This window comes from Actinomadura rifamycini DSM 43936 (genome assembly GCF_000425065.1).
GTDB lineage: Bacteria > Actinomycetota > Actinomycetes > Streptosporangiales > Streptosporangiaceae > Spirillospora > Spirillospora rifamycini.
In genome coordinates this window covers 10,731-37,272 of the sequence record NZ_AULB01000003.1, presented here as the reverse complement: position 1 = coordinate 37,272, position 26,542 = coordinate 10,731, and the positions used below count along the sequence as shown (strand labels likewise).

Genomic DNA, 26,542 nt, shown 5'->3' with positions numbered 1-26,542 from the left:
CTCTGTCCTGTTATCGCCAATCTAGCAAAGTGATATCACTTTTCCAAACGGGCGCGGACGGAGGGAACGCGGACGTCACCGCGCGGCGACGGGCTCCGGGTCCGGCAGCTCCTCGATCACCTTCGGCACGCGGCGCAGCGTGACCAGGGAGAGCACCGCCACCGCGGCCGCCAGCACCGCCGCGCACAGCAGGGCGGTGTGCATGCCGGAGACGAACGCCTCCCGCGCCGTCGCGAGGACCTCCGCGCCCGCCCGCCCGGGCAGGGCCGCGGCCGCCTCCACCGCGCCGGCGAGCGAGTCGCGCGCCGCCGCGGCCGCGGGCGCCGGCGTCCCGGCCGGCAGCTCCAGGTCGTTCCGGTACACCGCCGTCAGGACGCTGCCGAGCACCGCCATCCCCAGCGCCCCGCCCAGCTCGATCGCCGTCTCCGAGATCGCCGACGCGGCGCCCGACCGCTCCTTCGGCACCGACGCCAGCACCGTGTCGCCGGTGACCGTCATCGCCATCCCCATGCCGAGCCCCGCCAGCAGCATCGCCGGGAGCATCAGCGGGTAGCCGGTGTCCAGCCCGATCGTCAGGAACAGCGCGTACCCGCCCGCCGAGACGACCAGGCCGAGCGCCACCACCCGGGCGCGGCCGAGCAGCGTGATCAGCGGCGGGGCCAGCGCGGCGCCGCCGAGCATCGCGCCCGCCGCGCCCGGCAGCCCCGCCAGGCCCGCCTTGAGCGGGGCCCAGCCCAGCGCGAGCTGGAAGAACATCGAGAAGATCAGCGACTGCGCGACCAGCGCGAACATCGCGAACATGTTGGTGACGACGGCTCCGGAGAACGCCGCCCGGCGGAACAGCCGGACGTCGATGAGCGGCTCGGCGGCCCGCGTCTGCCGGACCGCGAACGCCGCGAGCGCGAGCGCCCCGACCAGCGCCGCCGCCCACACCCGCGGCTCGTCCGCGCCGTGCGCCGCCGCCTCCTTCACCGCGTACACGACGCCGAGGACCCCGGCGACCGACAGCGGCACCCCGGGCAGGTCCGGCCACCCGGTGAGCCGGTTGCGCGACTCGGGCAGGACGAGCGCGCCCGCGACCAGCGCGACGATCATGATCGGCACGTTGATGAGGAACACCGAGCCCCACCAGAACCGCTCCAGCAGCGCGCCGCCGAGCACCGGGCCGAGCCCGACCGCGAACGCGCCGAGACCGAAGAAGCCCCCGACCGCCGCCGTCCGCTCCTTCGGATCGGTGAACACCCGCCGGATCAGCGACAGCGCGGACGGCATCAGCGTCGCCCCCGCGACGCCCAGCAGCGCCCGCGCCGCGATCAGCGCCTCGGCGGACGGCGCGTACGCCGTCACCGCCGACGCGGCGGCGAACACCGCTGTCCCGATCAGCAGCAGCCGGCGGTGCCCGATGCGGTCGCCGACCGCGCCCATGGTGATGAGGAGCCCCGCGAGCGCGAACCCGTAGGCGTCCGCGATCCACAGGATCTGCGTCGCCGACGGACCGAGGTCGGCCGACAGGTGCGGGATGGCCTGGTTGAGGGCGGTCAGGTCGAGGGCGGGCACCAGCGCCACCAGCGCCCCGACCGCGAATGTGGCCCGCTTGCGGGCCGGACTGTACGACATGCGGACGAGCGTCGCCGGGCGCGCTGACCGTCCGCGCACCGTCCGCGCACCGCCGCCCCGCCGGGCGGTCAGCGGCGCGGCAGCGCCGCCAGGGCGTCCGCGTGCGACAGGGCGGCGCCGCTCGCGTACCGCTCCTCGAACCGCGCGTCGCCGAGCAGCGCCCGGGCGGACGCCTCGACGCGCTCGGCGTCGTGGTCGCCCGGGATCTGCACGCCCCGCAGCGCCCGCGCCACGCCGAGCAGCACCGCCGCGCGCTCCCCGTCGCCGCCCGCCAGCGCGAGACCGGCCAGCCCCACCGCCACGCTCGCCCGGTAGCCAAAGATCGGATGGTCGTGCGCCATGGCCAGGGCCTCGCCGAACAGCGCGCGGGCCCGCCGCACGTCGCCGTCGTCCAGCGCCACCCAGCCGAGCCCCACCAGCGTGGCGCCCCGGACGGCGGCGACGACGAACCGGTCCGACGCGTAGCCCGTCCGCGCCGTCTCGTACAGGCGCCGCGCCTCCGCCTGGTCCCCGCGCAGCCGCGCGATCTCGGCGAGCCCGTGCACCGCGGCGGCCACCTTGTCCGGCGTCCCGGCCCGCCGGGCGAGCTCCGCGGCGCGCTCGAAGTCGGACCGGGCGCCGTCCAGGTCCCCGCCGTGGATGCGCACCTCGCCGCGGCGGCACAGCAGGTCGGCGCCGTCCTCCAGCGCGCCCAGCTCGCCGACCAGCTCCAGCGCCTCACCGAGCAGCGCCAGCGCCGCGGCCCGGTCGCCGCGCCAGTCGGCGAGCTGCGCGAACGGGTCGAGGCAGTTCGCCATCCCCCACCGGTCGCCGATGGCGCGGAACCGCGCCAGCGCCGCCGCGCACCTTCGCTCCGCCCGCTCCCGGTCGCCGGAGAACTGGTCGAGGAACCCGTCGCTCATGTCCAGCAGCGCCAGCGTCCACGGATCGTCGCCGATCTGCTCGATGAGCACGGACTCCTGCGTCCGCTCCGGCCCCGCCGTCATCGCCCACAGCACGGTCGTCGCCGGGAACGCCAGCAGCCGCCGGACGCCCGCCAGCGTCCGCTCCGCGCGGTCCAGCCACGCGAGGACCGCCGGGCCCGTGCCGCCCGCCGACACCACGTTGCACACGCACAGCACGTACTCCTCCTCCAGTCCCGGAGGAGGCTCGCCGCCGATCTTCTCGAGCAGCGCGGCCGCGAGCGGCGCCCCCTCGACGCGGCCCCGCAGCCACCAGTACCAGGACAGCGCCGCGATCAGCCGCAGCGCGCGGGCGGTCTCGCCCGACCCGACGCACCGGCGCAGCGCCGCGTGCAGGTTCGCGTGGTCCGCGGCCAGCCGGTCCAGCCACGCGAGCTGCTCGGCGCCCCGCAGGTGCGGGTCGGCGCGCAGCGCCAGGTCCAGGAAGTACGCGGCGTGCGCCCGCCGGAACCGCTCGTCCTCGCCGGCGTCCGCGAGCCGCTCCGCGCAGAACGCCCGGACGGTGTCGAGCATCCGGTAGCGGTCGCCGCCCCCGTGCGGTTCCAGCTGCACCAGCGACTTGTCCACCAGCTCCGCCAGCACCTCGTCGGCGTACTCGAACCCGCAGACCTCCGAGACGGCCTCCACCGTGAACCCGCCGGTGAACACGGTCAGGCGGCGCGCGAGCGTCTGCTCGTCCGCGCCGAGCAGGTCCCAGCTCCACCCGACGACCGCGCGCAGCGTCTGGTGGCGCGGCGCGGCCGTCCGGTCGCCGCGCGACAGCAGCCGGAACCGGTCGCCCAGCCGCGCCGCGACCTCGCCGACCGGCAGCGACCGCAGCCGCGCCGCCGCCAGCTCGATCGCCAGCGGCAGCCCGTCCAGCGCCGTGCAGATCCGCAGGACGTCCGCCGCGTTCGCCGCGTCGACCGCGAAGCCGGGCCGGACGGCCGCCGCCCGATCGGCGAACAGCCGCACCGCCGGGTACCCGGTGAGCTCCCCGGCCGGCGTCCCGGGAGGCGGCAGCGCCAGCGGCGGCAGCGGCCACACCGCCTCCCCGGTGACGCCGAGGACCTCCCGGGACGTGGCCAGCACCCGCAGCGCCGGGCACGCGCCGAGCAGCCGCCGCGCCAGCCCCGCCGCCTCCGCGACGACGTGCTCGCAGTTGTCGAGGACGAGCAGCATGCCCGGCGCCTGCCGCACCGCGCTCTCCCGCAGCCCCAGCGCGGCGAGCAGCGCCCGGCCCGCGTCGCCCCGGCCGACCGGCGCCAGGTCGACGAAGCAGACCTCGCCGTCCTCGCGGGCCGCCGCCTCCACCGCCAGCCGCGTCTTGCCCGCCCCGCCCGGTCCGAGCAGCGTCACGAGGCGCCCGGCGGCGAGCATCCCGCCGACGTGCCGGACCGCGTCCTCCCGGCCGACGAAGCTGGTGAGCTGCGCGGGCGGCGAGACCGCGCGCGGGGCGTCCGCCGGGGCGCGCTCCGGTCCGCCGCGCAGGACGTCCAGGTGCGCCGCGGCCAGCTCGCGGGACGGGTCGGCGCCCAGCTCGTCCGCCAGCAGCCGGCGGCCCTCCTCGAACACCGCGAGCGCCTCGGCCCGCCGCCCGGCGGCGTGCAGCGCCCGCATCAGCAGCGCGCGCGCCCGCTCGCGCAGCGGGCGCTCGTCCACCAGCGCCCGCAGCTCCGCGAGCACCGCGCCCGGCTCGGCGCCGGACGCGAGCACCGCCGCGCCGCGCTCCTCGACGGCCGCCGCGCGCTCGTCCTCCAGCCGCACCGCGCGGGCGGCGGCGAACGGCGCGTCCACCCCGGCCAGCGCGGGCCCGCGCCACAGGTCGAGCGCCTCCCGCAGCAGCCCCGCCGCCCGCGCGTGCTCGCCGCGCCCCGCCGCCGCGCGCCCCTCCCGCGCCAGCCGCGCGAACCGGTGGGCGTCCACGGCGCCGGGCTCGACCGCCAGCCGGTACCCGGCCGGCCCGCCCTCGACGAGCGCGGCGTCGCCGAGGCCGCGGCGCAACCGCGACACCTGCGACTGCAGCGCGTTGGCGGCGCCGCGCGGCGGGTCCGCCCCGTACAGGCCGTCGATGAGCCGCTCGGCGGGCACCACGCGCCCGGCGTCCAGCGCGAGCATCGCCAGCAGCGCCCGCACCCGCGGCCCCCCGACCGCCACGGCCCCACCCGCACCGGTCCCGCCCGCGGCGAGCTCGTTCGGGGGTGCTCCGGCGGGGGCGCGTTGCGCCGTGTCCCGTCGGACCTCGACCTCCCCGAGCACCCCGAACCGCATGCGCCCGATTCTTCCGCATCCCGGACGCACGCCGCACAAGCGGGCGAACCGGCGGGGCAGAATAGCCGTTCGCATTGCACCGGGGGCGCGATTGCGCATTTCTCCGCCCGCGTTTCCCGTGGAACGCTCCGACGCGCCCCGCCGGGGCATCCGGGCGACGACCAAGACGTCACCCGGACATTTCTGGCAAGCCTGAGCGTCACCGATGGTTCGCCCGGGATCGCCTTGACGCGGCGCGGTGCGTCACGCTTTGCTTGCGAAGTCCAAAATCCCCCCAGCGTGAATCTCGAGGCCGAATGTCGCACGCGACACCGGACGGGAACACGGCCATTTTCCGGGCCGCGCATTCGTCCCGTCCGCATTGCGGTTATCGGACGCCCGAATGGAGTCCGCCCGTCCCGCCGGAGTGACCCCCCTCCGCCCGGCGGGACGCGCCGCGCGCCGCGTCACCTCGTCCGTCACGAAAGCCGATGATGAACACAACCCCGCTCCCGTCCGCTCCGGGGCCCGCGGCGCTGCTGCCCGCCGCCGGCGCGGCCGTGCTCGCCGTCGCGGCGCCCCTGCTGCCCGGGGGCGGCACGGGACCGCTGCACCGGGGGCTGGCCGTCCTGCTCGCCGTCGCCGCCCTCGCCGCCGCGGCCGCCGCGTGGCGGCTGCACGCCCGCTGCCGCGCCGCGTGCGCGGCGGCCGCCCGGGACGCCGCCGCGCACGCCGCCGAACTGCGCGGCCGCGACGACGAGCTGCGGCGCCGCGACCGGGCCGAGACCGACCGGGAACGGGCCCGGCACGCCCAGGTCGCGGGCGTCGCCGCGCAGCGCGACGCCCTCGCCGCGATGGCCGACCACCTGCTGACCGCGCAGCTGCCCGCCGCGCTGCGCGGCGAGCCCGTCCCGCCGCCGCTCGCCGGCGACCCCGGCGCCGGCTCCGGCGGCGCCGCGCTCGCCGCCGCCCGGGACGCCGCCCTCGAAGCCGTCGCCGAACTGCGCGCCGAGGCCCGCGGCCGGCTCGAGTCCCAGCAGCTCGCGACCGTCGCGCTCGCCCGGCGCGTCCAGTCCGCCATGCACCGCGTCCAGGCCGAGGCCGCCGTCACCGCCGAACGGCACAGCGACCACGCCGACGTGTACCTCGCCTGCCAGGCCATCGACCACCTCGCCGCGCAGTCCGCCCGCCTCGCGCAGGGCCTCGCCGTCGCCGCCGGGACGTGGGAGGGCCAGCAGTGGGACACCCCGATGCGGCTCGCCGAGGTCGTGCAGTCCGCCGCCGCCCGCATCGAGGACTTCCAGCGCGTCCGCATCGAGGGCGACCCCGACCTCGCGGTCGGGCCCGTCGTGCTCGAGGCCGTCATCCACGTCCTCGCCGAACTGCTCGCCAACGCCACCGAGTCGTCGCCGACCGCCGCGCCCGTCACCGTCCGCGTCACCGCCGCCGCGCAGGGCGCCGTGTTCCGCGTCGACGACCACGGCGCCGGCCTCGAGGAGCCCCGCCTCACCCTCGCCCGCGAACTGCTGGACGGCTCCCGCGAGGTCACCCTCGCCGAGATGGGCGAGGTGCCGCGCCTCGGCTTCGCCGTCATCGCCCGCTACGTGCGGAGGCACGGCTTCAAGGTCAGCCTCGGGGAGTCGCCCTACGGCGGCTTGCAGGCCGTCGTCCTCGTCCCCGACGCCATGGACGCCCCGGCGCCGCGGCCCGAGCCGCCCGCCGCGCCGGACCCGGCGGGGGACGGCGGCCCCGCCGGCCCCGGCGACGCCCTCCCGCAGCGCGTCGCCCGCCGCGGCCGCCACCGCGCCGCCCTCCGCCCGGTGCCGCCGCCCGGCCCGCCGCCGGTCGCGCCGCCGCCGGAGACGCCCGAGGAGGCCGGGGCGCTGATGGACGCCCTCATCCCGTACGCCCCCGCGCCCGGCGCACCCGCGCCGAACACCCCCGCGCCGGACGCGCCCGCCCCGCCCCCCGGGGCACCACCGAACCGACGACAGGAGGACCGATGACGGCTGACCAGGACTGGGTGGTGGCGCGGCTCGCCCGCGTCCAGGGCGTCCGGCACGCCATCGTGTGCACCGTGGACGGCCTGCTCAAGGCGCGCTCCGCCGACACCGGACGGGACGAGGCCGACCGGCTCGCCGCACGGTGCAGCGGGCTGCTGTCCCTCGCCCGCGACCAGGCCGGGGAGTTCGGCACCGGCGCCAAGGCCCTGCACCAGCTCATGGTCGGGCACGAGGGCGGCTACCTGTTCGTCCGCAGCGCCGCCGCCCGCTCGTGCCTCGCCGTCGTCACCGGCCCGGTGATCAACGCGGCGCTGGTCGCGCAGGAGATGCAGGCGACCGTGCTGAAGCTCGGCGAGCAGCTCGCCACGCCCGCGCGGGGGAGCGGCTGACTTGTCCGGCCCCGGCGAGTACCGCGACACGCCGCTGCGGGCCTACGTGGTCACCGGCGGCCGCGCCGCCGGCCCGGGGGCCCGGGTGGGGGTCGACACGCTGCTGAAGGCGGTCCCGCCGCCCGCCGGGGCCGCCGAACCGCTCCCGGCGGACGCCCCGCCGCAGCTCCGCGCGCTGCTGCGGCTCTGCGCCGGCGGCGTCCTGTCGGTGGCCGAGGCCGCCGCGCACCTGGAGCTGCCGGTCAGCGCCGTCCGGGTGCTGGTCGGCGACCTCGTCGCGGCCGGCCGCCTGGAGACCCTCGCCGGCGGCCACACCGAACCCGGAATCGACCTGCTGAAGGAGGTGCTCGATGGGCTCCGCGCCCTCTGACGCTCCCTCTGATCCGCCCGCCCCGCCCGCCGCGCCCGGTCCGCCGGGGCCGTACGTCGCCGACACCGTCGCCCGGACGGCCAAGATCCTCGTCGTCGGCGACTTCGGCGTCGGCAAGACGTCGTTCATCGGCTCGGTCAGCGAGATCCGCCCGCTGCGCACCGAAGAGCCCATCACCGAGGCCAGCACCGGCGTGGACGACCTCGCGCGGCTCCCCGGCAAGACGTCCACGACCGTCGCGATGGACTTCGGGCGCATCACCCTGAACCCGTCTCTCGCCCTCTACCTGTTCGGGACGCCCGGCCAGCGCCGCTTCTGGGACATGTGGGCCGGGCTCGCCGAGGGCGCCGTCGGGGTCCTGGTGATCGTCGACTCGCGGCGGCTCGCCGGCGGCTTCGACGTCCTCGACCAGGTGGAGACGCACGTCGCCGCGCCGTTCGCGGTCGCCGTCAACCACTTCCCCGACACCCCGCCGCACCCCCACGACCGGCTCCGCGGCGCCCTCGACCTGCTGCCGCACACCCCGATCGTCGACTGCAACGCCCTCGACCGCGACTCGTCCGTCGCGGCCCTCGTCGCGCTCGCCGAGCACGCCCTCACCGTCCGGGAGCCCGCCCCGTGAACCCCCTGCCGCTGGCGGCCACCACCACCTGCCCCGACACGGGGCCGGTGTTCGACCGGCTCTGGCGCGACCACGGCCCCGTCGCCCCGGTCGAGCTCGAACCGGGCGTGCACGCCTGGCTCGTGATGGGCTACGAGGAGCTGAAGACGGTCACCGGGTCGCCGCGGCTGTACTCGCGGGACGGCCGCGACTGGCGCGCCTTCCGGGACGGCGCCGTCCGGCCCGACTCGCCCCTCGGCCCGATGATGTTCTTCCGCGACAACGTCACCGGCCACGACGGCGAGGAGCACCGCCGGCTGCGCCGCCCCGTCGAGGACGCGATCGCCGCCGTCGACCACCGCCGGCTGCGCCGCACCGTCGAGTACCTGTGCCGCGGCCTCATCGGCGCGTTCGCCGACCGCGGCTCCGCTGACCTCGTCGCCGAGTACGCCGCGACCGTCCCGCTGCTGGCCCTCGGCGGCCTCATCGGCTTCGACCCCCGGCAGAGCCGCGAGCTGCGGGACGCCGTGCGGGCCCTCTCCGGCGGCTCCGGGGAGGACGCCCGGGACGGCGACCGCCGCCTGGAGGCCCTGCTCGGCGGGCTCCTCGCCGCCCGCCGCGCGCGGCCCGCCGACGACGTCGCGTCGCTGCTCCTCGCGCACCCCGGCCTGCGCGGCGAAGCCGAGGCGCTGCGGTCGGTCGCCGTCCTCGTGTCCGCCGGGAACCACACGACGATGAGCTGGATCGCGCAGACGCTCCGGCTCATGCTGACCGACCCCCGGTTCGCCGGACGGGTCCGCGGCGGGCGGCTCGGCATCGACGACGCCCTCGACGAGGTCCTCGCCGTCGCGCCCCCGATGATCAACATGCCGGCCCGGTTCGCGCTGCGCGACACCGAGCTGGGCGGCCGCGCCATCGCCCGCGGCGACGCCCTCGTCCTCGGCCTCGCCGCCGTCGCGCACGACGTCCGCGCGCACGCCGGGGCCCGGTTCTGGCAGCGCGGCAACCGCGCGCACTTCGCCTGGAGCGCCGGCCCGCACGCGTGCCCCGCCCGCGACCCGGCCCGCACCATCGCCCGTACGGCCGTCGCGACCGTCCTGCACGCGCTGCGCGGCGTCCGGCTCGCCATCGACCCGGCCGACCTCGAGTACGAGCCGTCCCCGTGGACGCGCTGCCCGGTCCGGCTCCCGGTCACCTTCACCCACGCCGACCCGGGGGGACCTCCGGGCAGGCATCCGGTCGCCGGGCCCGACCCCGCCGGCCGCCCTCAGGGAACGCCGGACGGCTCCGACGGCTCGGACGGCTCGGACGGCTCCGACGGCTCGGACGGCTCGGACGGCTCCGACGGCTCGGACGGCTCGGACGGCTCGGACGGCTCGGACGGCTCGGCGGACGCGCGCCGGGCGGCGACCCGGGACGGGTCGGGCCAGCGGACGTCGTAGGCCCAGCCGGCCTGCTCGAACAGCCGGATCAGCCGGGCGCTCGGGTCGAGATGCCCCTTGAGCACCCCGTGCCGGGCGCTCGTCGGGTCGGCGTGGTGCCAGTTGTGCCAGCCCTCGCCGAGCGTCAGGTACGCGACCAGCGGCAGGTTCGTCGACCGGTCGCGGGTGCGGAAGTCGCGGTCGCCGAAGGCGTGCGCGAGCGAGTTCACCGACCAGGTCACGTGGTGGACGACCGCGTACCGCACCAGGCCGCCCCAGAACAGCGCCGTCCACATGCCCGCCCACGACCACGACCACAGGCCCCCGGCCGCGGCGGGGAGCAGGAAGGACAGGGCGACCACCGCGGGGTAGGCGGCGTCCAGCCGGCGGACGTCGGGGTCGGCGAGCAGGTCGGGCGCCCAGTGCCGCCGGTCGGACCTGCGGCGCGCGGTGAAGAACCAGCCGGCCTGCGCGTGCAGCAGCCCCCGCGCGAGGCCGCGGGCCGTCTCGCCGTAGGCCCACGGCGAGTGCGGGTCGCCGGGCCGGTCGGCGTACTTGTGGTGCCGCCGGTGCTCGGCCGCCCACAGGCTGACCGGGCCCTCCACGGCCAGCCCGCCCGCCAGCGCCAGGCCGATCCGCAGCGGGCGCCGGCACTTGAACGACCGGTGCGTGAACAGCCGGTGGTAGCCCACGCCGATGCCGTAGATGCTGATCACGTACATGGCGAGGGCGATCACCGCGTCGCGCGGGCCGATGCCCCGCCCCCAGGCGACGGCGACGCCCGCGGCCAGGGCCAGCGGCGGGAGCGCGACGAGCACGACCAGGTACGCGGCGCGCCGGGCCGGCGAGATCGCCACGGTCTCGGCGGCGGGTGCGGATCCGGGCATCGGTTCCCCTCGTCGGTCCGGCGGACGCCGCCCATTGACGGACGCTGCCCATTGAAGGAGGCGCCGGACACCGCTGACAGTATCCGAAGAGTAATGAAGACGTCACAAACGGTCGTCATGTCCTGGCTTTTCGTCATCACGCATTGTGATCATCGTCACGTGCCGCTAATCTCCCGCCACGACGTGTGATCGCACGTGATCAGGGCGCCGGAAACCCCCTCCCGCCGCCGCAGGAACCGACCGAACAAGAGGTCCGCCGCATGCAACGGTCCCAGCAGACGACCACCGAGGGTTACCTGCGGCAGTACGACGCGGCCGTCCGCCGCGACCCCGCGGCGGCCCCGGCGCTCCTCACCGGCTGGCTCCGCACCGACTGGCGCCCCCTCTTCGCCGAACTCCGCGCCCGGCGCCCCGTCCTGCTCGCGCCCGGCCTGGCGCTCGTCACCCGCGCCCCGGACGTCCGCGAGGTGCTGTCCCGCTGGGAGGTGTTCACCGTCGCCGCCTACACCGACCGGCTCGAGGGCGCCCTCGGCGGCCCGGTCGTCCTCTCCCGCGACGCCACGCCGCTGAACTGGCGGGAGCGGGGCCTCATGCAGATCATGCTGCCGCCCGAGGACGTCCCGGCGGTGCGGGCGCTCGCGGGCCGGGCCGCCGACGCGGCCCTCGACGCCGCCGAGCCGCACGGCCGCATCGAGGCGGTCGGCGGCCTGTTCCGCCGCGTCGCGCTCGCGGTCTGCGCCGAGTACTTCGGCTTCGCGGGCCCCGACGAGGCGACCCTCTCCCGCTGGTCCCGGGCCGTGATCGCCGACGTCACCGCGAACCCGGCGGGCGACCCCGCCGTCCGCGCCGGGTCCGCCGCCGCCGGCCGCGCCATGATGGACCACCTGCGCGAGCGCCTCGCCGAACGCCGCGCCGCCCCGGGGCACCGCGACGACGCGCCCGCGGACGTCTTCGACCGCCTGCTCCGCACGCCGCTCCCCGCCCGCGCCGGCGTCGACGACGAACGCGTCCTGATCAACGTCGCGGCGCTCATGCTCGGCTTCGTCGAGAACGCGTCCGGCTCCCTGGTCCACCTCGTCCGCGAGCTGCTGTCCCGGCCGGACGCGCACGCCCGCGCCGCGGCGGCCGCCCGCGGCCCCGACCCCGCCCGGTTCGACGGCCACGTCTGGGAGGCGCTGCGCTTCGACCCGTTCCTCAAGGTCATCACGCGGTTCTGCGAGCGCGACCACGTGCTCGCCGCCGGCACCCCGCACGCCGCGACCGTCCCCGCCGGCACGCTCGTCCTCGCCGCCGCGGCGTCCGCGATGTTCGACGGCGACGCCGTCCCCGACCCGGACGACTACCGCCCCGGCCGCCCCGCCGACGTCTACCTGCACTTCGGGCACGGCCCGCACGCGTGCCTCGGCGTCCACCCCGGCGCCGCGGTGGTCGGCGAGGTCGCGCGCCGCCTGCTGCGCCGGGACGTCCGGCTCCTGCCGCCGCCGGACGGCGACGTCGTGCGCGACCGCGGCGTGTTCCCCGACCGGTTCGTCCTCGGACTCGGCCCGTCCGGCGAAGGGAGCGCCTGACATGCCCGGCGCGCGGAGCATCGCCACCGACGGCGCGGCCAACCGGCTGCGCTACCTCGCCCTCACCCGCGGGCGCCCGCTGTGGCGGGCCGCCGAGAGCGTCCGCCCGCTGCGGCGCGGGCTCAACGCCGCCATCATCGACCGGGCGGTCCGCGAGATGCCCGGACGGCCCGAACCGCTCAGCACCATGGCCCCCTACACGTCCTGGGCCTCGCTCACCGACAAGACGTTCAGCGGCCGGCACCTCCCGCCCGTCCCCGTCCGGGACGGCGCCCGCCCGGCGCCCGAACGCGCCGCCGGCCTGTTCGCCCGCACCGGCGACACGATCCCGTGCCCGCGCTCGACCGTCCTGTTCGCCTACTTCGCGCAGTGGTTCACCGACGGGTTCCTGCGCGGCGACGCCGCCGAGCCCCGCGACCCCCGCCGGAGCAGCTCCAACCACCACGTCGACCTCAACCCCCTCTACGGGCTCGACGCCGCCGCGGCCGCCGCCGTCCGCGCCTTCGACGGCGGCCTGCTCAAGAGCCAGACGATCAACGGCGGCGAGTTCCCGCCGTACCTCTGCGAGAACGGCAAGATCAAGTCCGAGTTCGCCGGGCTGGACGTCGTCCGGTTCGAGACGCTCCCGGACGAGCGCCGCGACCGGCTCTTCGCGCTCGCCGGCGACCGCGGCAACACCCAGGTCGGCTTCACCATGCTCACCGTGCTGTTCCTGCGCGAGCACAACCGGGTGGCCCGCCTGCTCGCCGAGCGGAACCCCCGGTGGGACGACGAGCGCCTCTTCCAGACGGCCCGCAACATCGTCATCGTCGAGGTCGTCAAGCTGGTGGTCGAGGAGTACATCAACCACATCACCCCCTACCACTTCCGCTTCCTGCTCGACCCGTCGCTCACCGCCCGCCTCGCGGGCGCGCCGTGGCAGCGCGAGAACTGGGCGTCGGTCGAGTTCAACCTCGTCTACCGCTGGCACAGCCTCATCCCGTCCACCCTGGTCGTCGGCGGATCGGAACTCCCCGTCCCCGCCACCCTCTTCGCCCCGGACCTGCTCCCCGAGGCCGGGCTCGGGCGGCTCTTCGAGGAGGCGTCCGAGCAGCGCGCCGGGCGCATCGGCCTGTTCAACACCGACCCGAGCCTGCACGCCGTGGACGTCGCCAGCATCGCCGACTCCCGGGCCCTCGAACTCGCCCCCTACAACGACTACCGCGCGCACTGCGGCTTCCCGCGCGTCCGGCGGTTCGAGCACGTGTCCGGCGACCCGCGGGTGAGCAACGCCCTGCGCGAGCTGTACACGAGCGTCGACGACCTCGACCTGTACGTCGGCCTGTTCGCCGAGGAGCCGAGCTCCGCGCGGGCCATCCTCCCGCCGCTGCTCACGAAGATCATCGCCATCGACGCGTTCTCGCAGGCGCTGACCAACCCGCTGCTGGCGCCGCGCGTGCTCACCCCCGAGACGTTCACCCCGCTCGGCATGCGGATCATCGGGAGCACCCGGACGCTGTCGGACGTCCTGCACCGCAACGTCCCGGAGGACCCCCGCCCCCGGTTCGTCTCCATGACGCGGCGCGGCGCGTGACCGCCGAGACCGCCCCCGCGACCGCCGCGGAACTGCGCCGCGCCGCCCGCGAGCTCGCCGAGACCGCGGTGGCCGTCCGCGAGGCGTCCGCGCACGCCACCGCCGCCCTCACCGGCGGCGGCGCGCTCGCCGCCCTCCCGCGCGCGCCCGTCGCCGCCGCCCGCGCCGAACACGCCCTGCTGCGGGCCGTCGCCGGCCCCGGCGGGCTCGGGCACGCCCTCACCGGCGGCCCGCTCGGCACCGCCGCGGCACGGCTCGGCGGCATGGCCGGCGCCGGCAGCCTCGCGATCCGGCTGATGGTCACCTCGCTGCGGCTGCGCATCACCGCCGTGGGCCTCACCGACCCCGGGCTCCTCCGCGACCCGCTCGTCCGGCGGCTCGTCGACGCCGTCGCCGCCGACCGCGACCTCGACTCCGTCCGCGCCCTGTACGCCCTCGTGCGCGACCGCGGCGCCGTCCGCGCCCTCACCGCGATCGCGCCGGTCTTCGGCGAGGTCCTCGCGCTGCGCGCCCTGCTCGACCGCAACCCCCTCAACGACGCGACCGCCTGGCTCATCGCGACCGGCGCCGGCACCGCGACCGCCGACCCGCTCACCGGCATCAGCAACCGCGCCGTCGCCCTGCTGGACTCCGGCGCCGGCGCGGCCGTCCGCGTCCCCTACCCCGCCGACCGGCTGCGGGACCGCGGCTCGATCCTCGACTTCCTCGCCAACATCTGCGCCCTCGGGCCCGGCGGGCGGGTGCTCGTCCAGACCGTCCGCGGCCCCGACGGCACCGACCGCCACGTCGTCCACGCGCCCGGCATGAAGCTCGGCGTGCCCGACGACGCCTCGCCCTGCGACCTGCTCGGCGCGTTCAGCAGCACCGTCCGCGACAGCGGCCCCTACAGCCGCGCGCTCGCCCGCGCCATCGACGACTACGGCGTCCCGCCCGGCGCGGAGATCGCGCTGATCGGCCACAGCGCCGGCGGCGCGGCCGTCATGAGCCTCGCCCAGGACGCCGGCTTCTGCGCCCGCCGCACCGTCACGCACGTCGTCGCGGTCGGCTCCCCGGTCGACTTCAAGCGCCCGGCGTCCCCGGACACCTGGGTCGCCAGCGTCACCAACCAGCACGACATCATCCCCGCCCTCGACGGCCAGGGCGCCGGGACGTGCATCGACCGGCCCGGCTGGTACGTCGTCGACTACACCGACCCCACCCACCTGTTCCCGGCCTGCCACTCCGCCGAGCACTACACCGCCAACCTGGCCGACGACCTCCCCGAGCACCGCGCGGAGATCGACCGCCGCCTCGCCCGCTACCACGGCCCCGTCACCCGCTCGCAGGTGTACCGGCTGTTCGACGACCCCGCCCCCGCCGCGCCCACCCGCCGGACGGTCGCCGGCCGCGAACTCGACCTGCCGATCACCTGCCGGTCCGGGGCCGCCCTCACCGCCTGGTTCACCGCCGACCCCGGCCCGGCCCGCGCCCTGCTCGGCCCCGGACGCCCCGCCCTCCTCGGCGGCCGCGCCCTCGTCGTCCTGCACGCCTTCGACAACCGCGACACGAGCCTCGGCCCCTACCGCGAGGCGCACCTCGGCATCGCCGTCCGGAGCCCGCTCGCCGTCCGCTTCGTCGACTCCGTCTACAGCACCGCCGCCACGACCGAGATCGCCCGGGAACTGTGGGGGCACGCCGCCACCACCGCGCCCGTCGCCCTCGAACCCGCCCTCGCGATCGGCGACGCCGCGTCCCTCGCCGGCGACCTCGGCCCGGCGCTCCCGGCGGCCGAACGCGGCGTCGCCGTCCGCTCCCTCCTCGGCGGGACGCCGCTGCGCTCCCGCATCGACGTCCGCGGACCCGCCCGCCTGCACCCGGCGCCCCGCGCCCGCCTGACGGTCCGGGGCGACCACCCGATGGCCCGCCGCCTGCGCCTCCTGGGCCTGGACGGCGCCCGTCCGCTGCTGTGCCGGACGTCCCGCGAGCACCGCTCGACCCGCACCGAAGGCGTCCCCGCGTGACCCGCGACCACGGCGCGGTCCTCGCCGCCGACGCCCGGACCATGGCCGAATGCGCCGACCGCCTCCGCGCCCTCGCCGCCCGCCTCCGCACCCACGACGCCGCGCCCGACTGGCTGTTCACCGCCCTGCACGAGCACATCACCGCCTGCGTCGTCGCGTCCGAGGAGCTCGCCGAGGCCGCCGCCCGCCTCCGCGCCCTGGCCGACGGCCCCCGCCCGCCGCGCGGCCGCCGGTAGCATCCGGCAGGCAGACCGTCCGCGCGACATCCGAGGGTGACGAACGTGTTCCAAGCCTCCCAGTTCGACCTGCAGTCCCTGCCCCAGGACCTGCACTACCGCCTGACCGACCCCGGCACCGGCGCCGTCCTCGCCGACGTGTCCCCGGTCGTCGTGGGGGAGGAGCGGAAAGAGGGGTTCCTCAAGCGGTTCATGCGCTCCTCCGGACCGACCCTGACCCCGCCCAACGCCCAGCACCACGTCCCGCGCGTCACCCTCCGGGTGGCGGACGCCCAGAACGCGACGCTCTTCTTCGTCGACCGCCCCGACAAGCTCGCCGGCAACGTCTGCCCGCCGCACTACGCCGTCGTCGCGCCCGACGGACGTCCGATCGGGCACCTCACCAACGAGCACCGCGCGGCCCTCGACCCGCCCTCCGGCCCCCTCGACACCGACGGCCTCACCCTCGTCGCCGGCCGCGCCCACCTGCGCGACCCGAACCACCAGGCGCTGTGCGACGTCGTCGTCCGGATGGCGCTGCCCCCGTCCGCCGACCCGAACGCCCCGCAGGACCCCGCGTCCGACGCCGTCCGCTACCTCGGCCCCGACGGGACGCTGTGGGCCCGCCGCCTCGTGTCCGGCTCGGCCACCCAGGTCAACCCGTCCGCCCAGCCCCACCTCCGCACCCTCCTCGCCGCCCACGTCATCGCCACCGGCCTCGACGAGCGCCTCCACACCTCGATCGCCACGTCCTCCTACACGCCCCCGTCCCCCCTCGACCCGGGCGCCGAACCGTACCCCGGCCACTCCGACGCCCACGCCTCCTACATGAGCCACCAGGAGGAGTTCATCGAGTGGTACAAGGAGGAGATGAACCGCCGAGCCCGCAACATCGGCCGAACCTCCGACATGGGCTTCTGACCCCCGCCCGGCCCGGCCGTCCCGGGAATGGTCCGCCGGGCCGGGAACGCGGCGGCCGCCGCTGGGCGCCCGAAATTTCGGGCCGTCCGGAAAAGGAATTCGAAGCCTGCTGCGTGCGGCCTGAAGGAATCCGCGACCCCTCGCCGGTCCGGTGTATGTTCCCCGAACAGCCGGTTCTGCGCGGAGGAGCTGAGAATGGCAGACCTGTTCGAGGCGCGGCAACTCGAGGTCGTCGCGCTACCGGAAGATCTGCATTACCGGGTACGGGATGCGGCGACGGCCTCCGAGCTGGCCGCGGTCCGGCCGGTGATGGTAGGGGAGTGGCGCCGGGAAGAGGTGAGTCTGCTCCGGCGGATACGGCGCATGAAACCATTCGCTCCGCTCCCGGAACTGTGCAAGCACCACGTGCCTCGAATGGTTTTCCAAGTATCGGACACGCAGAATAAGCCGCTCTTCCTGATCGACAGGGCGGACAAGGTGATCGGACACCCGGTCGTGCCGGACTCCGTGGTCGCGACCCGGGGCGGCGTGGTGGGGCACCTCACCACCGATCACGACAAGGAGCTCGAGCCGTACGACGGACCGGTCGATTCCGAGGGCTTGACGAACATCGGTGGAAGGTCGCAGTTGCGAGACCCGAACCGCCGGGTGCTGTGCGACGCTGTCGTCCGTCTGGACCTCTCCGCCTCCCCCAGGCGGATCGAGGAGTACGCGAACGTCGACATGTTCCGCTTCGTGGACGGTGACGGCACCGTTTGGGCAAGAATGATCGGTTCAGAACGGGCCTTGCACTGTGCGCCGCAGACCCCGCATCACCTCAAGATGCTCTTCGCGGCGTACATGATCGTCAAGGAAGTGAACCAGCGTCTCCACTTCGATATCGACGGCGCATCCCGGATCGCTCCCCGATCACTCGACCTCGAAGGTGAACCGTACCCCGGATACAGTGACGTGCATGCGCCCTATATTCGTTACCAGACCGAATTCGTACCGCGTTACGCGGAACATCGGAAAAAGGTTCAGGGTGGGGCCGCCGCTGCCGCGTCCTCCGGTATGTGACGAAAGCCGGGGCCGGGCCTACAGGTTCTTGTCCCACGGGGGAGTCTCGTCCTCGGCCTTCTTGCTGAAGTTCCCTTCAGTGATGTTGTAGATCGGCGTGTTGACGCTGTACTTGTCGCTGTACTTGTTCTTTTCGTCGAAGGTGCCCTCGTACTCGGCCTTGTTGCCCGTGTTCGCGCTCTCCAAGCCGGCCATGACCGACTTGTTCTTCAGGCTCTCGTTCTCGTCCCATTCGAGCTTCCCGCCCAGCGTCCCCGAGCCCCACCCGCCGGAGTCACCGACCTTCGCCTTGAGTTCGACATCCTGTCCCTGCAGGTCGCCGTCCCGGATTTTCGCGTGGTAGCCGCCCTCGCCCTCCAGCACTCCGGCGGCACTCGTCGCCTTGCCGCCGATGCCGACGTTCCACGTCTTCTCGATGTCCCGGTCGGCGTCCAGGTCGAGCTGGCCCGTGGGCGTGAGGCCCTTCCTGCCGAGGAAATTGAGACCGGTGTTGGCGATGCCCTCCGTGATGTTGGCGGCCGCACCCGCCGAGCCGGTCGCCCACGCCTTGCCGAGGACGGCGTCGACGTTCGCGGCGCCGTTGCCCTCCTGGGAACCGGCGGTGGTGTGCATCTTGACCAGCATCACGCCCGCGGACACCGCACTTGCCGCGATGAGGATGCCCACCGCCACCTTGGTGATGGTCAGGGCCGTGGTGGCAAGGGCCAAGCACTCGGCATAGGCGGGGGCGCCCACGACCGACAGCAGCGACGCGCCGGCGACGAAGGCGAGCCCGGCGAGGTAGGCGCCCATGGCGCTCGCGAAGACGGAGTAGGCGAACAGGGCCCACGCCGTGATCATGATCGAGACGCTCACCGCGTTGAAGTAGGCCGTCAGGGCCTCGCCCTGTGCCCGAAGTTCTCGACCTCCCGCTCGTAGAGCGGCCGGTCGTCCATGGTCCACGCCTCGCCCGGGATGTCCTTCACGAGCTGGGCGATGTTCTGAGCGGCGACCTGCAGTTCCTTGGCGGCCTTGTCCCACTCCTGGGCGCACTTCTCCAGCTTGGTGGTCTTCCCCGTGCCCTCCTTGAAGAGGAAGGCGACGATGAAAGCGGGCGGAAGGTCGATTCCCGCCCCCATCGCCAGAGCCGTCGCGATCGGCATGAGGCTCTCGTGCGTGCCCACGACCGAACCGCCGAGCAGCCCGGTGAGGGCCGCCGCGCCCGCGGCCCCGGCACCGCCGGCGGCGCCGGCCTTGAGTCCTTGCGTGTGCTGCTTCTGGGCGGCGGGCTCGCGTGCCGGGCGTCCCTGCTCCGCCGGGGGGCGGTTCTGCGCCGCGGGCGCCGGCTCCTGCCGCGGGCTCTCCCGAGGGGCGGGCTCTCCCTGCGCGGGCTCGCGCGGAGGCGTCTGCCGGTCACCGGTCTGGCGGGGCGGCTGCTGACCGTCTCCGGGCCTGTCCGTATTTCCCATTGTGGAGGGTCTCCCGTCGTGGCGGTCGGTCAGCGGCCGTGGTCCGCGTTCTTCTGCTCGGTTTTCCGGTAGGTGTCCGCCGCCTTGACGATCTTCTCCGAGTAGCCTTTCACGGTGGTCATCAGCATTTTGACGTCCTCGAAGGCGAACTGGACGCTGATCGGATAGGCGCCGGCCGCCGCCATGCACGCAGGGCTGAAGTCGCCGCCCTCGAGGTTGTAGACGCCGTCCGCGTTGATGGTGTCTCCCGCCTTTTTGATCTGCGGGATGACTTCCTTCTCGAGGTCATGTGCGTGGTCTCGATGCGGCGAGGGTCGGCCTGCTTCGGTTCGCCTCCGGGTGCCATGAAACCCTCCTGCTCATCCTGGCGGTGAATGGCGCTGATCACCGCCGTGCCGACGGCGCGGCAACGCTAGCAGCCGAGAGGATGTTGTTGATCAGAACGCCCATATCGGTCGACGCGTTACTCGCCTTAAGGGCCGGTTTCAAACGGCGGCGCCCGCACCGTGCCTTACCGCGCCGGACGGGCCGGGCCGTGAGGACGGCGGAAAGCGGGGTCAGAAGGGCGGGGGTTCCTCGGTCGGGTCGGTGACGCCGTCGGCGACCGCGGCGGCGCGGCCGGTGACGGCGTCGCCGAGGACCTCGCCGGTGAGCGGGTCGATGCGGACGCCGTCCACCACGATCGGGGCGCCGGGGTCGTTCGGCGCGCGGTCGGGGCACCAGTCGGCGACCGGGCAGCCGCCGCACCACGGGCCGGGCAGCGCACGGAAGGACTCGTCGGCGTGCCAGCGGGCGGTCATCGACGTGATCACCTCGCGGGCGGCCTCCCGGACGTCGGGGTCCCACACGTCGAACCGCAGCACCTCCGCGCCCGACGGCGTCATCGTCTCCAGTTCGACGATGCCGCCGCCGTCGCCGCCGAGGACGCCGTGCTTCATCAGCAGGACGGCCAGCGCCAGCTGGGGCACGAGGGTGAAGACCGTCCGGGTGTCCCCGGCCGGGGGAGCGCCCTGCGTCGTCTTCTGCTCCCGGTACACGACGGTGCCGCCCGTGGTGCGGATCAGGTCGGGGTGGGCGATGACCACGACGTCCGCTTCGGTGTCGTGCGCGGCCACCGCGGGTTCCGGCCGGACGTCCGCGGACGGTTCGCGCAGCGGGCACACCTCCACGTGCGCCGCCAGGTACGGGTGGGCGTCCGCGTACTCCTCGGGCGTCAGGACGCCGGCGGCGATGCCGAGCCCGCCCGCCGGGTCGGGGAGGTCGCCGCGGGTGCACGCCGGCGCGCCGGCGCGGCCGTGCGCCAGCTCGAGCCACCGGTGCACGGCGCGTCCCCGCCGCGCCGCCGTCCCGTCCGAGCGCTGCGCGGCGGGGATGTGCAGCTCCCGCAGGTGCGCCTGCGCCGGGCACACCAGGTACTGGCGGCCGGTCGTCACCGACCAGGTGCGGCGGTGCGTGCCGCGCCCCTCGAGGCCGAGCAGGCCCGGGACGTCCGGGACCGCGCCGCACGTCGGCAGCACCTTGCAGTCGACGCAGTCGGACCCCGGCCGGGTGCCCACGCCGAACGCGATGTCGGTGACGATCGGCCTGGTGCGCTCCCGGTACACGCGGCGGACCTCGGCCGGCGGCGCGTCCACGAGCACCCGCGGCGGCGCGTCCCCCGTGAGGACGACCTCGACCAACCGGACGCGCTGCGGTGCGACCTCGTCCGGGAGCACCTCGACCGGCAGGTCCCGGTAGACGTCGCTCTCCGCGCGCAGGCCCGCCGCCGCGACGAACGCGAGCGCGTCGTTCGACGGCGCGTCGCGCTCGCCGGGGCGCCCCACCCGGAGCCGCCGGAACTCCCGCACGGCGCCGTCGGCCGACCCGTACCAGCGTCCCCACGCGGTGAGCACCCGCAGCTCCGCGGCCGACTCCGCCTGGACGACCCGCGGCAGCGGCTCCGGACGCACCGCGACGCCCTCGGCCTCGAGGTCGTCGGCGATCCACTCGGCCGCCCGCAGGTACGCGTCGAACGCGTGCCGCACCCACACCGCGACACCCGGGTGCACCGCCGACCGCGCCCGCCCGAGCGCCTTGTCGATCGCGTCCTCCGCGGGGACGTCCCCGAACTCGGTCAGGTTCAGGGCGTCCATCACGAGCCCGAGCGGGAACGTCTCCCACGGCGCGTACCGCCGCGCCCCCCGCCTGCGCGGCCACACCCGCGGGCGGGACTTGAGCGCGGCGAAGTCGCGGCAGTGCCGGTCGTCGCGGTCGAGCAGGCTCGCCGAGAGCCGGATGACGCCGGGATCGCCGCTCAGCTCCTCGTGCGGCGTCCAGTTTCCGAAGGGCATGTCCGCTCCAGCGCTAGGGGATGACCACGACCATTAGAGCACGCGTGAACTCGATCAACCACCGATTCGGAAAAGTCGGCGAGGCTTGCTCACCGGTCCGGATCATAGGGGGCGTCCGGGTGCTCCCAGTTGTAGTCGTCGACGATCGCCTTGGCGATCCGGCCGCGGGAGCCGACGTGCCGCCCGTTCGCCCGCGCCCACGCCCGGACCTGCTCCCCGGTGCTCCGCCGGCCGCGCGGCGGACCGTCCGGGGCCCGCGCCGGCTCGGCGGGCCCGTCCGCCGGAGCGTCTCGGGAAGCACCGGCGAGCTCCAGGAACTCCAGCGTCCGGGCCTCCACGGCGCCCGGACGGTCGGGCGCGCGGTCGGCGGCGGGCGGGACGACCGGGGCGGGGTCCACGGGAGCCGTGCCCGGCGTGCCGGTCGGTTCCGGCGAGAGCGAGAGCCCGGGCGGACGGGGATCGGCGTCCGGCCCGGCATGCGGCGCGGTCGGCGAGACCTCGGCCGGTTCGGGTGGCGGGTCGCCGCCCGGGGTGATGCCGAGTCGGTCGAGGAGCGGCCACAGCTCCGACATCGCGGCTTCGGGATCGCGGTAGAAGACGCTGCCGCGCACCCGCCAGAACCGCCAGCCGAGACGTTCCAGGACGGTCTGCCGGCGCAGGTCGTCCTCCCACTGGTCGGGGCCGTGGAACTTGTCCCCGTCGCATTCGACGGCGAGCTTGCGGCCGCCGCCCCGGACGACGAGGTCGATCCGCAGGTTGCCCACCGGATGCTGCGGGGTGACCAGGTAGCCGCGGTCCAGCAGCATGCGCAGGACGCGGCGCTCGAAGTCGGACTCGCAGCGCGACTCCGGGTCGGCGGCCGCATCCGCGGACCGCGGCCCGTCGGACGCGTACCGGACGAGCGCCGCCCGCTGATCGTCGGGATGCAGGTCGTTCGGCCGGACGCTGTGGAACACCCACATCTGGTCCCGGGCGCGGCTCGCGGCGACGTTGACGCGCTGCTCGTACCGGCGGGACGTGAACGGCGCGCGGGCCGAGTCGGCGACGACGCTGACGAACACGACGTCCCGTTCGTCCCCCTGGAAGCTGTAGGAGTCGCCGCAGCGGAGCCCGCGGCGCTCGTACTCCTCCGGGCCGAGCTTGCCCATGAGCCGCTCGTCGATGTAGTGGGCCTGCCTGCTGCTGCTCAGCAGCGAGATGACGCCCATCGTCCGGCCGTCGTAGGCGGGGTCGGCGCAGCACTGGACGACCCGGTCGATGAGGGCGTGCGCCTCGGCCTCGTTGACGTCGCCGATCGGCAGGTCCCGCCGGACGCCGTCCGGGACGTGCACCGCCCGCACGGCGGGCCCGGGCAGCCGGACGTCCGATTCCTCCCGCAGCGGCTGGATCTCCCCGCCGTAGTAGTGCTGCGAGGAGAACTCGATGATGCGCGGCAGGCAGCGGAAGTGCTCCCGCAGCCGGACGACCCCGGGGAACAGCCGGGTCGCCGCGTCGTACAGGCTCGACTCCATGTCGAGCAGCATCGAGTTCGGCAGCGTCGGCAGGTGGGTGCGGATCAGCTCGTCCACGCGGTCGCGGCGGATCCCGACGGCGGACGGGCTGATCTGCTTGTCGTCGCCGACCACGACCACCTTGCGGCCGAGGCCGAGCAGCCCGAGCGCGAACACGTCGCACTGGCTGCTCTCGTCGATGACGACGACGTCGAACGGCGGGGCGACCACCGGGTCGAACGACTCCGCCACCCGGTAGTACGGCATGATCCACACCGGGACGGCGCCCATCGCCTCCGGCATCAGCCGCCGGGCCTCCGCGCGCCACTTGCCCGCGCTCGCCCCGGTGCCCTTGCCGATCTTGCGGAGGGTCTGCAGCCAGCCGACCAGGGCGCGGCGCCGGTCGGCGCCGAGGTTGCCCTTCATGGCGAGCCACGCCGAGCGGCGCGTCAGCTCGAGCGTGACGCGCCGCTGCTCCTCCTGCGCCGCGTCGAGGCGCCGCTGGACGGCGCCGAGATCGTCCGCGTCGATGATCGCGCGCAGCCACGTCTCGGCGCGCCGCCACTCCCACAGCTCGCCGAGCCGGGCCGGGTCGCCGCACGCGGCGGCGTCCCCGCCGGTCTCCCGGATGCGGCGCGCCCACTGCGGAGCGGCGGCCGCCAGCCGGTCGTGCAGCTCGGTCAGCCGCGCGACCCGCGGCCGGAGCGCCGCGAGCCGGGCCGCGCCCGCCAGCGCGGCGTCCCAGATGCCCCGGTCGCGCTGCCTGACGGCGTTCGCGAGGTCGGTCCACAGCGGGCTCGCCCCCTGGCGGCCGCGCCCGTCCGCCACGTGGGCGGCGAGGGCGTCCAGCTCGGCCTGGACGGCCCGCTGCCGGGCCCGCGCCGTCAGCCCGCCGAGCACCGAGGCGAGCCGGTGCAGGTCGTCGGGGGACGGCCGGTGCGGGACGGCGTCGGGCGCGACGATCGCGCACAGTTCGGCGCGCAGCCGCGGCCACTCGCCGAACTCCCAGGCCAGCGCGGCGGTGATCTGCTGGACCCGCGCGTCGATCCAGATCTCGACGGCGGCGCCGGCGGCGGGCTCGGGCGCGCCGAGCGCGGCGACGAGCTCGTCCCGCCAGAGCCGCACCGCGCTCTCCCGGCGGCGCCGCAGCTCCACGAACGCGATGACGCGTTCGACGTCCGCGGCGGTGCGCGGCGTCTCGCCGTCCAGCACGGTGCCCTTGAGGAACTGCGCCAGCGACCGCTGCGTCAGCCCGGACACCTTCTTGCCCTGCGCGAACCGGGCCCGCGCCTGCTCCAGCAGCGCGAGCGTCTCGCCGGGCGGGCCCGGCGGCAGCTCGACCGCCGCGCCCGCCGTCGCCGCCCGCAGCCGCGCGCATTCGGCGGCGTCCGCGCCGAGCCGCCGCGCGTGCCCCTCCCAGAGCTCCCGCCACCGCGGGGACTGCACAACCTGGTCGCGCAGCCGCTGCAACCACGGTTCCTGCAGGTCCGCGAGGGCGCGGGCGGCCTGCCCGCAGCGTTCGGCGAGCCGCGCGAGCGCGGGCTCCCCGGCGGCGTCGAGGACGGCCGGGTCGGCGACGTAGTCGCGGTACCCGGCGAGGACGTCCGCGAGCCGCCGCAGCTCCGCCCAGCGTTCCGCGAGCCGCCCGCCCGGCGGGAGCCGGTCGGCGGGCGGCAGGTCGAGCACCGCGTTCCGGGCGTCCCGCTCGCCGATCTCCCCGGCCAGCGCGTACAGCTCGGCGAGCTCGCCGGGGTCCAGCGGCGGCCGCGACCCGGCGGGCACCGGGTCGGGTATCAGGTCGAGCTCGCCCTGCCGCCGGGCGAGCCGGTCGGCGACCTCGGCGGCGGGCCGGGGGAAGCCGTCGAGCTCGAGCGTCTCCTGCTCGCGCTCCAGGGACGTCCGCAGCCGCTTGCGCAGCGCCAGCACCTCGGCCGTCACCGCGTCGAGCCGCTCTCGCAGCGCCTCCGTGGCGCGCCGCTCCCGCTCCTCGTCGATCCCGTCGGCCGTCCCCGTGATCGCCTGGACGGACTGCTGCAGCGCGGTCAGGTCGGCCGACGACGACCCGAGCACCGCCAGCGACAGGTCCCGCAGCTCGTCGGGGATCTTGTCGCGCAGGACGGCGAGCGCCTGGTCCTTGTGCGCGGTGACCAGCACCCGCTTGCCGTGCGCGACCAGGTGCGACACCAGGTTCGCGATCGTGTGGCTCTTGCCGGTGCCGGGCGGGCCCTGGACGGTGACGCCGCTGTGCGACGCGAGCTTGCGGACGATCTGCTCCTGCTCGTCGTTCGCGGCGAGCGGCAGCAGCAGCCGTTCGGCGACCGGCGTCCAGTCGTCCGCGGGGGCGTCCGCCGGCGCGTCGTCGCCGGTCGCCAGCGCCACCATCGGCGCGGGCAGCCGCCCGCCCGCGGCGACCGTCTGCTTCAGCCGCTCGAAGAAGCGCGGGAACATCACCGGACGTTTCCGGACGAACAGCCGCCACGTCCCGGCCATGACCGGGGTCGGGCCGATCTCCGGGGCCGCGACCCCGTCGTCGATGCGGGCGTCCAGCCCGAGGGGGGCGACGAGCCGCCGGTACAGCCGGCGCGCCTCGTCGGGCGCCCACGGGTCGACGGGCTCCGCGCGCAGCTCCTCGGCGATCGGGGCGAGCCGGTCCAGCCCCGGGACGCCGAGGCCCTGCAGGCAGTCCAGCTCCAGGGCGGTCGGCCCGTCGGCCGTGATCGAGATCTCCCCGGACGCCGCGTCGAACGCCACCCGCGTCCGCGTGACCAGCAGCGGATGGCAGATCCGGTGCCCGCCGTGGTGCCAGCCCAGGATCCCGTGGCCCCACACCAGTTCGTGCGTGGCCTCGTCGGCGCGCATCCGCTGCCGCAGCCGGAACAGCGTCTCGTACAGGTCCCGGGCGGCGAGCGCGGCGCGGGCCGCCTCAGCCCACGGCTCCCACACGTCCGCGCGCCAGGCGGCCAGGACCGCGCGGGCGTTGCCGGCGGCCTCTTCACCGGCCCGCGCCGCGAGGTCGTCCGGCAGCTCGGGCGGGACGCCGGGGTCGCCGCGGCCCACCCCGCGCAGCAGCCCGGCGATCTCCGGCGGGTACGCGGGCGGTTTCGGCTTCGGCGTCTTGCCGACCCGCAGCCACGCCTCCCCGGTGCCGCCACCGGCCGGGGACACCAGCCGCACCGCCCGGTGGTCCGGCAGGTCGCCCGGCGCCACCTGCACCTCGTGGTCGCCCAGATGCCGGACGGGTTTGGCGTACACCTCCTGCGCGAGCGCCCCCAGATAGTCGTACAGGTGCCCGATCCGCTCCCGCGTCATGGCATCACCGGTCACGTACGCCCTCGCATCCCTTCAACGTCTGCACTCGCGCCTCCGCCGCGGGGGGCGCGATCTTCGCATGCGGTCTGTGTGGGACGTCCGGCGACACTTCGCGGTTGTCCCCGCAAGCCTCCCACCTGCCGCCCGGCC

Annotated in this window: 18 protein-coding genes; 10 read left to right on the top strand and 8 right to left on the bottom strand. The window is 75.8% G+C overall.

Features of this window, described 5'->3' with window-relative positions; all coding sequences use genetic code 11:
• Nucleotides 1–75: 75 nt before the first annotated feature.
• Nucleotides 76–1,617 carry an MFS transporter gene (locus H505_RS0100135; protein ID WP_026400336.1) on the bottom strand — a complete coding sequence of 514 codons (1,542 nt, stop codon included), beginning with the start codon at nt 1,615–1,617 and terminating at the stop codon, nt 76–78.
• Between the two features lie 68 nt (nt 1,618–1,685).
• Nucleotides 1,686–4,829, bottom strand: coding sequence for an AfsR/SARP family transcriptional regulator (locus tag H505_RS38975; RefSeq protein WP_084549680.1), 3,144 nt, complete (start codon nt 4,827–4,829; stop codon nt 1,686–1,688).
• A gap of 470 nt (nt 4,830–5,299) precedes the next feature.
• On the opposite strand from H505_RS38975, the gene H505_RS38970 reads away from it, so the two are divergent.
• Genes H505_RS38970 through H505_RS38965 form a run of 4 tightly spaced genes read left to right on the top strand, consistent with a single transcriptional unit; the run spans nt 5,300 to nt 8,192 of the window.
• Nucleotides 5,300–6,814, top strand: a complete 1,515-nt coding sequence (locus tag H505_RS38970) for an ATP-binding protein (protein WP_051299952.1) — start codon at nt 5,300–5,302, stop codon at nt 6,812–6,814.
• Nucleotides 6,811–7,200 carry a roadblock/LC7 domain-containing protein gene (locus H505_RS0100115; protein ID WP_026400335.1) on the top strand — a complete coding sequence of 130 codons (390 nt, stop codon included), beginning with the start codon at nt 6,811–6,813 and terminating at the stop codon, nt 7,198–7,200. Before H505_RS38970 ends, H505_RS0100115 begins: the two co-directional genes overlap by 4 nt.
• A 1-nt stretch (nt 7,201) precedes the next feature.
• Complete coding sequence (locus H505_RS0100110; protein WP_026400334.1) at nt 7,202–7,570, top strand: DUF742 domain-containing protein; 369 nt, start codon at nt 7,202–7,204, stop codon at nt 7,568–7,570.
• Complete coding sequence (locus H505_RS38965) at nt 7,551–8,192, top strand: GTP-binding protein (protein ID WP_084549679.1); 642 nt, start codon at nt 7,551–7,553, stop codon at nt 8,190–8,192. Before H505_RS0100110 ends, H505_RS38965 begins: the two co-directional genes overlap by 20 nt.
• A 1,246-nt stretch (nt 8,193–9,438) precedes the next feature.
• On the opposite strand, the gene H505_RS38955 is transcribed toward H505_RS38965, so the two are convergent.
• The gene (locus H505_RS38955) at nt 9,439–10,479 is read right to left on the bottom strand and encodes an acyl-CoA desaturase (protein ID WP_084549678.1); all 1,041 of its coding nucleotides are present in this window, start codon (nt 10,477–10,479) and stop codon (nt 9,439–9,441) included.
• 260 nt (nt 10,480–10,739) lie between these two features.
• Between H505_RS38955 and H505_RS0100090 the strand changes: the two genes are divergently transcribed.
• The 6 genes from H505_RS0100090 (at nt 10,740) to H505_RS0100065 (ending at nt 17,815) form a co-directional block, all read left to right on the top strand.
• Nucleotides 10,740–12,047 (top strand): cytochrome P450, encoded by a 1,308-nt coding sequence (locus tag H505_RS0100090; protein WP_026400333.1) that lies wholly within the window; start codon nt 10,740–10,742, stop codon nt 12,045–12,047.
• 1 nt (nt 12,048) lies between these two features.
• Nucleotides 12,049–13,620 carry a peroxidase family protein gene (locus tag H505_RS0100085; RefSeq protein ID WP_026400332.1) on the top strand — a complete coding sequence of 524 codons (1,572 nt, stop codon included), beginning with the start codon at nt 12,049–12,051 and terminating at the stop codon, nt 13,618–13,620.
• The gene (locus H505_RS38950; RefSeq protein ID WP_034516047.1) at nt 13,617–15,620 is read left to right on the top strand and encodes a lipase family protein; all 2,004 of its coding nucleotides are present in this window, start codon (nt 13,617–13,619) and stop codon (nt 15,618–15,620) included. Before H505_RS0100085 ends, H505_RS38950 begins: the two co-directional genes overlap by 4 nt.
• Nucleotides 15,617–15,856 carry a hypothetical protein gene (locus H505_RS0100075; RefSeq protein ID WP_026400331.1) on the top strand — a complete coding sequence of 80 codons (240 nt, stop codon included), beginning with the start codon at nt 15,617–15,619 and terminating at the stop codon, nt 15,854–15,856. Before H505_RS38950 ends, H505_RS0100075 begins: the two co-directional genes overlap by 4 nt.
• 45 nt (nt 15,857–15,901) lie before the next feature.
• Nucleotides 15,902–16,756: a hypothetical protein gene (locus H505_RS0100070; protein WP_026400330.1), complete on the top strand. Its 855-nt coding sequence runs from the start codon at nt 15,902–15,904 to the stop codon at nt 16,754–16,756.
• A 195-nt stretch (nt 16,757–16,951) separates the two neighbouring features.
• Nucleotides 16,952–17,815 (top strand): hypothetical protein, encoded by an 864-nt coding sequence (locus H505_RS0100065; RefSeq protein WP_026400329.1) that lies wholly within the window; start codon nt 16,952–16,954, stop codon nt 17,813–17,815.
• Nucleotides 17,816–17,833: 18 nt separating this feature from the next.
• Here the strand turns inward: H505_RS0100065 and H505_RS0100060 are convergent, their stop codons facing one another.
• The 5 genes from H505_RS0100060 to H505_RS38945 all read right to left on the bottom strand — a co-directional run bounded on the left by H505_RS0100060 (nt 17,834) and on the right by H505_RS38945 (nt 26,407).
• Nucleotides 17,834–18,655: a hypothetical protein gene (locus tag H505_RS0100060; RefSeq protein WP_157432847.1), complete on the bottom strand. Its 822-nt coding sequence runs from the start codon at nt 18,653–18,655 to the stop codon at nt 17,834–17,836.
• Between the two features lie 32 nt (nt 18,656–18,687).
• Nucleotides 18,688–19,263, bottom strand: coding sequence for a hypothetical protein (locus tag H505_RS0100055; RefSeq protein ID WP_026400327.1), 576 nt, complete (start codon nt 19,261–19,263; stop codon nt 18,688–18,690).
• A gap of 29 nt (nt 19,264–19,292) precedes the next feature.
• Nucleotides 19,293–19,448 carry a hypothetical protein gene (locus tag H505_RS49605; RefSeq protein ID WP_157432846.1) on the bottom strand — a complete coding sequence of 52 codons (156 nt, stop codon included), beginning with the start codon at nt 19,446–19,448 and terminating at the stop codon, nt 19,293–19,295.
• Between the two features lie 372 nt (nt 19,449–19,820).
• Nucleotides 19,821–21,593 (bottom strand): PD-(D/E)XK nuclease family protein, encoded by a 1,773-nt coding sequence (locus H505_RS0100045; protein WP_026400326.1) that lies wholly within the window; start codon nt 21,591–21,593, stop codon nt 19,821–19,823.
• An 89-nt stretch (nt 21,594–21,682) separates the two neighbouring features.
• Nucleotides 21,683–26,407 carry an AAA domain-containing protein gene (locus H505_RS38945; RefSeq protein ID WP_157432845.1) on the bottom strand — a complete coding sequence of 1,575 codons (4,725 nt, stop codon included), beginning with the start codon at nt 26,405–26,407 and terminating at the stop codon, nt 21,683–21,685.
• Nucleotides 26,408–26,542: the final 135 nt, after the last annotated feature.